3 protein-coding genes are annotated in these 1846 nt (G+C 65.7%); all 3 read right to left on the bottom strand.

Going from position 1 to position 1846, the window contains the following annotated elements:
- Positions 1 to 991 (bottom strand): IS66 family transposase (gene tnpC / locus PYV00_RS24050; RefSeq protein WP_275230869.1); only part of this gene is annotated, 991 nt, incomplete at its 3' end.
- 82 nt (positions 992 to 1073) lie between these two features.
- A complete protein-coding gene (tnpB, locus tag PYV00_RS24045) occupies positions 1074 to 1427 on the bottom strand; it encodes an IS66 family insertion sequence element accessory protein TnpB (protein WP_088439037.1) in 354 nt (117 codons plus the stop codon).
- Complete coding sequence (gene tnpA, locus PYV00_RS24040) at positions 1424 to 1765, bottom strand: IS66-like element accessory protein TnpA (RefSeq protein ID WP_144035689.1); 342 nt, start codon at positions 1763 to 1765, stop codon at positions 1424 to 1426. Before tnpA ends, tnpB begins: the two co-directional genes overlap by 4 nt.
- Positions 1766 to 1846 lie beyond the last annotated feature (81 nt).

The following is a 1846-nucleotide window of genomic DNA, read 5'->3' as shown; positions in this document are numbered from 1 at the left end:
GGCGAACATGCGCCCAGCAATAGGCCAGCACGGAGGGTCCGCCGGGACGGCCTGCCTTGCCGAACTGGCCATAGGCTTCATAGCCATCGACCTGCAGGATACCGTGATAATCACCGAGGAGCTTCTCCGCCCACATGCCGCCTCGGCCCGGCATGTAGCTGTAAATGATCGCGGGTGGATCGACGCCGCCAGATGCCCGATCATCTCGGACCATCGCCCACAGGTAGCCGGTCTTCGTTTTGCCGCTTCCCGGTGCGAGCACCTTGGCTGTGGTCTCGTCGACGAACAGGCGATCGCTCTTCAGAAGCTCCGCCTTCTGCCGGTCGACGATCGGCTTCAGATAGCCCGCCGCGCGGCCGACCCAGCCCGCGAGCGTCGCACGGTCGATCGTCACGCCCTGGCGCGCCATCATCTGCGCCTGCCGGTAGAGCGGAAGGTGGTCGGCGTATTTCTTGACGAGGATGTCGGCGAGCAGCGCTTCACTTGGCAGGCCGCCCGGCACCACATGCGCGGGAGCCTTCGCCTGCGCGACGCCATCGCCGCAGGACCGACACGCCATCTTCGGCCGCACCGTCACGATGACGCGATATTGGGCGGGGATGATGTCGAGCCGTTCGGACCGATCGTCGCCGATCCGGTGCAGCGCACCGCCGCAGCCCGCGCAGCAACCGGCCTCGGGCGCGATCTCGATCTCGTGACGCGGAAGATGCGCCGGCAGCGAGGCGCGGGACTCGTCGGCCGCCCGCTTGCGCCGTGCCGGCGCGATGCCGGTGGCTTCCTCTCCCTGTTCGACGAGCAACTCGGCTTCGGCCATCGACACGTCGCGATCTTCGAGCGCCAGCGCGAGCTGACCGCTGTCGATCTTTTCCGATCGCTTGCCGAAGTGCATGCGGTTGAGAACATCAAGAAGGTGCTGGAGCCGGGCGGAGCGGAGCCGTTCGGCGATGATCATCGCCTTCAGTGCCTCGACGTCGTCGGGCAGCTCTTCCACCCCCTCGCTCATGGTGCGGATAGATAAATTATGTCGCGGTTTTCTGCCCGTTTTCTGCGGCCAGACGAGTCATTTTCACGGCCTATAACGCCATCACCGGACGCGCCACGCGCGGGGCATGAACACGCGCCCAGTCGAGCCCTTCGATCAGCGCCGAAGCCTGCGCCGCGGTCAGGCTCATCACCCCGTCGCCGAAGCGCGGCCAGCGGAACGTGCCCGTCTCGAGCCGCTTCGTCACCAGCACCAGGCCGGTCCCGTCCCATAGCAGAAGCTTGATCCGATCGGCCCTTTTGCAGCGGAACACGAACATGATTCCGGAAAAGGGATCGCGTTGCAGTTCTTGCTGCACGAGCGACGCCAGCCCCACCATTCCCTTGCGGAAGTCGACCGGCTTCACCGCCACCAGCACTTTGAGCGGTCCCGGCGGAATGATCATGTCGACACCTGCACCGCCAGCAGCACGCGCTCGATGTGATCTGCCGTCGTGCCCTCGGGAATGCGGATCGTCATGCCCTTGATGTTGATCCGGATCTCGGCGCTGTTCCCCCGCGCTTTCGGCTCCTCGACCATCGCCGGAACAAAGGCCGGCGCGTCGGCCGATTCCATCCGCTCCCGCGCTTCCCGGCGCCAGGCGTAGAGCTGCTGCGGCAGAATATCGTTCCGGCGCGCGATATCCGAGACGTTCGCCCGCGGCGCCATGCTCTCGGCGATGATCCTGGCCTTCGCTTCCGGCGTCCATTGCCGACGCTCGCGACCTGCCGGGATCACCTCCATCGGGCGAGCACGGCCGTTCCCGTTGCTTTCGAAGCCACTTTCGAACGTGGTTACATCACCCATCACTCGCTACGCTCCCGA

It is taken from the genome of Novosphingobium album (ex Liu et al. 2023) (assembly GCF_029076845.1).
In the GTDB taxonomy this organism is placed as follows: Bacteria; Pseudomonadota; Alphaproteobacteria; order Sphingomonadales; family Sphingomonadaceae; genus Novosphingobium.
This window is presented reverse-complemented; position numbering and strand designations above follow the sequence as displayed.